Below are 6528 nucleotides of genomic sequence, written 5' to 3' on the forward strand. Positions count from 1 at the left end.
GTCAGTGCGTAAGGTGAGCTCCTAACTCTAGATTACCAGGAATAAGCTCTCTTAAATCAAGCACAATGTCGACACAGTCTCTTAACTCTGGATCAGCTTGAATACGTTGAACAGCCTTTAATGCTGAAAGGCAACCTCGAGAATGAGCAATAAGATTTACTTTCAGTCTTTCTCCTTCAGAAGCTCTCATAGCTTCCCTTAGCTTCTCCACAAAATCATCAGCAGGCTCACCAGTGCCGTTAGCATTTAATCCACCCAAATTAAGAAATTTTCCTTGTGAATCACAACCATCATAACCATGAAGCTCAACGAAAGCTGGGCAATTACTTCTTAGCAATTGAAAGGACGCATCAGATTCTTGTGTATAACCTGTACCACAAAAAAAAGCAGCAATATGTTTAGTCATAAATATTTTCTCTAAATTTATTTTAATAAATTCTTACTTCAATACTAAAAACAATAAAAAATATTTAGAATATAAAAAATCAACAAATAAACACAATACTGTTTATTAAAATGTAAACATATCTTATCTGAGATCCAAGTTTTGGCCACATCCGCTAATAGTTTGCAAAACATTCATGACAATATAAGCTGTGATTGTAAAGCTCCCATTTTTATGAGCTTCGATGATCTACCTTAAAACTGTTAAAAAGTTGCCAGATCATTCTTAAAATGACGGCCGCTGAAATTGATTAAAGTAGAAAATCAGTTTTTCATACTACATCGCTAATAAAAACATTTTTTGACAAATTTTATTTTCCTAGACCTCAATTTTTCTTGCTTGCAGCCTAACTATGTCCAAAGAAAAGTATTTTTCTTTAAAAATTTTAAATTACGACAGAGCCCATGAAAAATATGGCAGTGCTTACATAATCTAGAAATTTCACTGGAAACTTTACCCTAGTACAAAAAGAGTAAGCACTAATAATAGTATGTATGAAAAACATTTAAGTTGTGTAGCTAATGAAGTTCTAATGGGTACAATAACTCTCAATATATTTTGTGATGGTACGGGGATAAATCTTAATAGCCCTGTAGAATTAAAATCAGGTCGTAGCCTAATTGGTGAGCGTTATCTTGATCAACGCGCTACACCTATCCAGGTCGATCTAAATAACACAAAACCCAATCCAGACCAGAGATTTTATCATTTTAGAGGTACGCACTTACCCGATCCACGGATCATAGATATAAGCGAGGCTCAACAAAGGCTACTCAAGGTAGATGATAGTAGAGACGAAGAAGGAAATGTCTCTTTAAAAATGTACTTCCCAGGTCCATCAGCCACAACATGTACTTATGAAGGGCATACATTTGAGTCCCCAGGAGAACAATATAATCAACAAAAAATAGGAGATTGGGCCCTTAGTCAAGATTACTTAGGTGGTTGGATTTTTGACCCTTCAAGGCGGTTAGGAATTTCAGGAGATACTTGGCGGTTTAGCTTACAACAAATTGAGTTAGCTGTAGCAAATATAAAACTAAACCACCCTGATGATGAAGTTGTTGTTAATCTAGAAGGGTATAGCAGAGGAGCTATAACTGCTGGTACAGGAGTTACAAGTGCAATTTCTGATTTACTAGGGAAAAGTGTTAAATGTAATGTAAAAATCATTGATCCTGTGGCTGGGGGAAATTATGGGTCATTAAGCCACTATTTGGCAAGAAACTCTCATACCAAAGGAACCACATCTCTCAACCCAATACAAATTGGTGAAAATACATCTGAACTTACCTTGATTTACGCTACTCAAGAAAAAAGAGATGAGTTTAGGCCTCAACTACCGATGGGGTACGATACTAGCTATAGAAATCAAAGACCTTTACTTATACCAGATCACGTTACGGTAACAGTAATTTTTGAACATGCTTGTCACCAAACCTCAGCATATACCCACTATAAAAGCGAGCCTAAGCAAAAATTTATAGGTGGTGAAATAACAAGAAGAGCTTTTCATGGTCAAAATTTAGAAAATATAGATTGTGAAAATTATAGTACGGAACACTATGGAAGCTCATATTTCAAAGGAGATAAAAATTCATGGATTTATACGAATAAAAGAAGAGTAATAGATGATAAAACATCTGCAGCGCGCCCTTGTGTAAGCGAAATTTATGATCGCAGTGTTTTATATGATTGCTTTGAGTTGTTTCGCTTGGATGAAAGAGAAGCATATAGAATATTTACACGTAGAGATTTTATAAGTCTATTAAGGCAAAGCAGTGAAAATGATAATAAGCAATCAAAGCTTGCTAAGTGGAGTTATTATAATAGCAATTTCTATGCTGCAACTCATAAGACAATAGAGAATCTAACTGATGATCAGTTAGAAGCTTTTTTAAGGATACAACCAAAAACATTCACGGCAGAAAGTATTAAGGAAATACTTGATAATCCAGTTAAGTTTAATGAAAATTTCGATATGCTTGATAAGCATAATCTTGCTAGTTTTAAAAAAATCAAAAAATTATCAAATAATTATACTAAGTTTGTAGTAAATTTTAATAACTTAACTATTTCAAAATTGTGTAGTCGTGAAAATATTCAACGTATTTTAAATAATCCTAGTCAGTATTATAATCGAGAACACCTAATTTTAGCAAAATTAATAAGTAGTTTTAATGCTAGAGCAATTAAAGGCAGTCGTATGAGTAAATCCGACTCTAAAAAGCTATCAAGGCTAAAGAAATTATATATGAATGACACAAAAAAATTGACTATAGATCAAATCAGATCAGTAACTGATGAACGCACATATAGAAAAACACAAGGCTCCACTGTTCAGATGATTTTTGCTAATTTCACAAATACAACAAGCTCAAAAGAACTTGATGAGTTTAATAAAACTACGGTTTTTTCCGAAATTGCAACAGAACCGGGAATATTAGTTTAAAGACTCTCTCTGTAAAGCACAAAAGACAGCGAATAGACATCTTCAGTGTGCTCCTCTAGACTAAGTAACCAATAGAAAATAAATACATGGAGCATTCATGAAATCACGTGCAGCAATTGCCTTACAGGCTAAAGCCCCGCTTATTATCGATGAAATTGATGTTAGTGTACCGGAACAAGGCGAAGTCCTCGTGCGCTTAGTCGCCACCGGCGTGTGTCATACCGATGCTTATACCTTATCAGGCATGGACCCAGAAGGTATTTTTCCAGTCGTTTTAGGTCATGAAGGTGCAGGCATAGTCGAAGAAGTCGGCCCTGGTGTGACTTCTTTAAAACCAGGGGATCATGTCATTCCTTTATATATTCCAGAATGTGGTGAATGCAAATTCTGTCGCTCAGGTAAAACCAATTTATGCCAAAGTGTCCGTGACACCCAAGGTAAAGGCTTAATGCCGAACGGCAGCAAACGCTTTCATTATCAGGGGCAAGAATTATTTCACTATATGGGCACGTCTACCTTTTCAGAATATACAGTCATTCCAGAAATTTCTTTGGCAAAAATCAATCAACATGCACCTTTAGACAAAGTCTGTTTATTAGGCTGTGGCATTACCACCGGTATCGGTGCAGTGCTCAACACAGCCAAAGTTGAAGCGGGTAGCACCGTTGCCGTCTTTGGTTTAGGTGGTATTGGCTTAAGCGTGATTCAAGGGGCAGTTTTAGCCAAAGCAGAGCGCATTATTGCCATCGATATTAACGAAGATAAGTTCGAATTTGCCAAACAATTAGGTGCAACAGATTGCATTAATCCTAAAAACTACAGTGCATCGATTCAGGAAGTCATTACTGAGATGACTGACGGTGGAGTTGATTACTCATTTGAATGTATTGGCAATACTGAGCTGATGCGCTCAGCCCTTGAATGCTGCCATAAAGGCTGGGGAGAATCGATCATTATTGGTGTTGCCGCGAGCGGTCAAGAAATTTCAACGCGACCTTTTCAGCTGGTCACTGGCCGCATTTGGAAGGGCACGGCATTTGGTGGTGTTAAAGGCCGCAGTCAATTACCTGATTATGTAGAACGTTATCTACGCGGTGAGATTAAGGTCGATGAGATGATCACCCACACCATGCCATTAGAAAATATCAATCATGCCTTTGATTTAATGCATCAAGGGCAAAGCATACGCTCAGTGATTCACTTCTAATAAAAAAGGAGCTTAAAGCTCCTTATCTCTTATCTAACCCGTTATTTTTTATTTTGATTTAATTATACAGGCGCTGTTTCAGCTTGAGGCTCTGATTTACCATTGATATACCGCGTTAACAACGGTGCTGCCAACAAGGTAACAATGGCAATCACAAAAGTGACCACACCAATTTGCATAAAGACATGCGAGTACAATGGCAACGTTTGCAATGGATCTGTCACCCCTTTTGGTGCAGCAGTCAGCGTCGAGACCCAGCCACCAATAACTGCGGCTGTCGCTGATGTTAAGAACCAAATTCCCATCACTAGTCCCATTAAGCGCTGAGGTACCAACTGCGCAACCATAGAAAGACCCAAGCCACTAATCATTAATTCACCGACACTTTGCAATAAGTAGCTTAATATCACCCAATTCGAAGATACCATACCTTGAACATTGGCAAACTTTGCTCCTAGAGGTAACACTAAAAAAGCAAACGCACATAAAAACATACCGATCGAGAACTTAAATGGCATGGACAAATCTTTGCCTTTAGTACCAAAGTGCGAGTAGAAAAACGCTAAAATCGGGCTAATAGCAACGATCCAAAATGGATTTAATGCTTGAAAAGAAATCGGATTAATCGAAATCCCCAAGATATTATGTTCAACATTATTAATCGCAAAGAAATTCAATGACATCGGCATCTGCATATACAAGACAAAGAAAACAACACCGACAAGCATTAAAATAAATGCAACAACCATTTTGGCACGGTAGCCAGTATCCTCACGTGCTGTTTCATAAAAATAATACAGCACAACGGATACAGCAACGATGGTTAATACCCAGTGCGCTACTTTTAAGTGCTCTAATAAATAGGCAGAGATAAAAATAAAAACAATAGAGCCAACAATCACCGTGATCAATTTATTCATACTGAGCTGTTTCATGCCCGCTTCTGAACCGACATGATCCACCCAGTGACGACAGACCATATAGTTTAACAATGCAATCACCAAGCCAATACCACAAACAACATACGCCATAGACCAGCCAAAGTGTTCACTAATCGTCGGCGTTAGTGACATAGAAATAAATGAGCCCAAGTTAATCGACATATAATACAAGGTAAACGCGCCATCTAACTTCGGATCACCTTCTTTATAGCACTTAGAGAGTAAGCTTGATGGATTAGCTTTAAATAAGCCATTGCCTATACAAATAGTGCCTAAAGCAATGAAAATAATTTGAGGTAAATCAACCGATGCGGCAAGAAGAAAGTAACCTATGGCTAGAACAATAGCCCCAAAAACCATGGTTCGTTTTGTCCCGAGGACACGGTCACCGATATAGCCACCAATACTAACAAAGCCATAAACCAATGCCATAAAAGCCCCCATTACGGAAAATGACTCTACATCGCTCATCCCCAGGCTTTTAACAAAGTAAACTGCAAGCAATGCCTGCATTCCATAAAAACCAAAGCGCTCCCACATCTCTACAAAAAAGATCATATAGAACGGTTTAGGCTGTTTAAAATTTTCTAGCATCGAGGCCATTTAAAAAGTACCTTTATTACCTAACAACATTATAAAATTGACTGCTAAAGAAAAATATCGTTAAAAATCAATATGTAAATGAAGACAAAACAGGATTCCTACCTATCTTTACAATCTACACTTCAACGTCCATAACCTCTATTGTTAGCATATTATGAAATATAAATCCACTTTATTCATAGTAACACTTATATACTGCACTACAAACTTAGATTTAATTCAATAAAGCAGAATTAATGATATATTAATATTAAAAACTTATTTTTAAATAAAAAATTAAGAGCCAACCAAAGCCAGGTTAAATAGAAAAATTAGGTCAATATAATAAACATGATGCAGCATACTCTATAAGCTACTTTCTTTACATTTATCACTTTTGCCATATGCTATCCCTTACGTTTAATCTACTATACCAATAGCAATATGCAAAAACTCACACCAGCCCCTCAAGATTTCGATTGGCAGCACTTAACCTTACCAAGCTCGCCGAATTATTTTTTGCTTATACCTAGCACCACAATCAATTTGATTAAAGGTCAATTGTCATATATTCCATCACGCATTCAAGTCAGCCCACAATTTAACTGTTCTATAGATGAGTTACAGCCACTCTGTTTAAAACACATCACCAACCAAGCGAGAACCACTATTTACCCAGGCGATAACAACGCACAAACACACTATATTCAGCGCAGTTTGCTCTTTCGCTTTCCAGACATTATTTCTATAGAGATACAAGCGGTCAACCGAGATACAGCCACATTGTTTCTGTATAGCCGCTCTGTTTACGGTTACAGTGACTTTGGTGTGAATAAACGTCGCGTAAAAAATCTAATGAAAGAACTAAATAAAGAAGTTATCAACTCACCTTACGCACTGA

General features: G+C 37.0%; 5 protein-coding genes. 3 read left to right on the forward strand and 2 right to left on the reverse strand.

Features of this window, described 5'->3' with window-relative positions; all coding sequences use genetic code 11:
- Nucleotide 1: 1 nt before the first annotated feature.
- Complete coding sequence (locus C200_RS10970) at nucleotides 2-406, reverse strand: hypothetical protein (RefSeq protein WP_016211359.1); 405 nt, start codon at nucleotides 404-406, stop codon at nucleotides 2-4.
- A gap of 529 nt (nucleotides 407-935) precedes the next feature.
- Between C200_RS10970 and C200_RS10975 the strand changes: the two genes are divergently transcribed.
- Both C200_RS10975 and C200_RS10980 read left to right on the forward strand, forming a co-directional pair.
- Nucleotides 936-2897, forward strand: a complete 1962-nt coding sequence (locus C200_RS10975) for a hypothetical protein (protein WP_016211354.1) — start codon at nucleotides 936-938, stop codon at nucleotides 2895-2897.
- A gap of 97 nt (nucleotides 2898-2994) precedes the next feature.
- Entirely contained in the window at nucleotides 2995-4104 is a 1110-nt protein-coding gene (locus C200_RS10980; RefSeq protein WP_016211355.1) for an S-(hydroxymethyl)glutathione dehydrogenase/class III alcohol dehydrogenase, read from the forward strand.
- A 62-nt stretch (nucleotides 4105-4166) separates the two neighbouring features.
- Here C200_RS10980 and C200_RS10985 read toward each other — a convergent pair whose 3' ends face one another.
- Nucleotides 4167-5648 carry an oligopeptide:H+ symporter gene (locus C200_RS10985; RefSeq protein WP_016211357.1) on the reverse strand — a complete coding sequence of 494 codons (1482 nt, stop codon included), beginning with the start codon at nucleotides 5646-5648 and terminating at the stop codon, nucleotides 4167-4169.
- Between the two features lie 423 nt (nucleotides 5649-6071).
- Between C200_RS10985 and C200_RS10990 the strand changes: the two genes are divergently transcribed.
- Nucleotides 6072-6528 (forward strand): DUF1499 domain-containing protein (locus C200_RS10990; RefSeq protein ID WP_033923771.1); only part of this gene is annotated, 457 nt, incomplete at its 3' end.

Source organism: Piscirickettsia salmonis LF-89 = ATCC VR-1361 (assembly GCF_000297215.2).
Taxonomy (GTDB): Bacteria; Pseudomonadota; Gammaproteobacteria; order Piscirickettsiales; family Piscirickettsiaceae; genus Piscirickettsia; species Piscirickettsia salmonis.

Bases quoted from the DNA above. Each gene is read 5' to 3' on its own strand.
- C200_RS10970 (WP_016211359.1), bottom strand. From the start codon at position 406: ATGACTAAACATATTGCTGCTTTTTTTTGTGGTACAGGTTATACACAA.
- C200_RS10975 (WP_016211354.1), top strand. From the start codon at position 936: ATGTATGAAAAACATTTAAGTTGTGTAGCTAATGAAGTTCTAATGGGT.
- C200_RS10980 (WP_016211355.1), top strand. From the start codon at position 2,995: ATGAAATCACGTGCAGCAATTGCCTTACAGGCTAAAGCCCCGCTTATT.
- C200_RS10985 (WP_016211357.1), bottom strand. From the start codon at position 5,648: ATGGCCTCGATGCTAGAAAATTTTAAACAGCCTAAACCGTTCTATATG.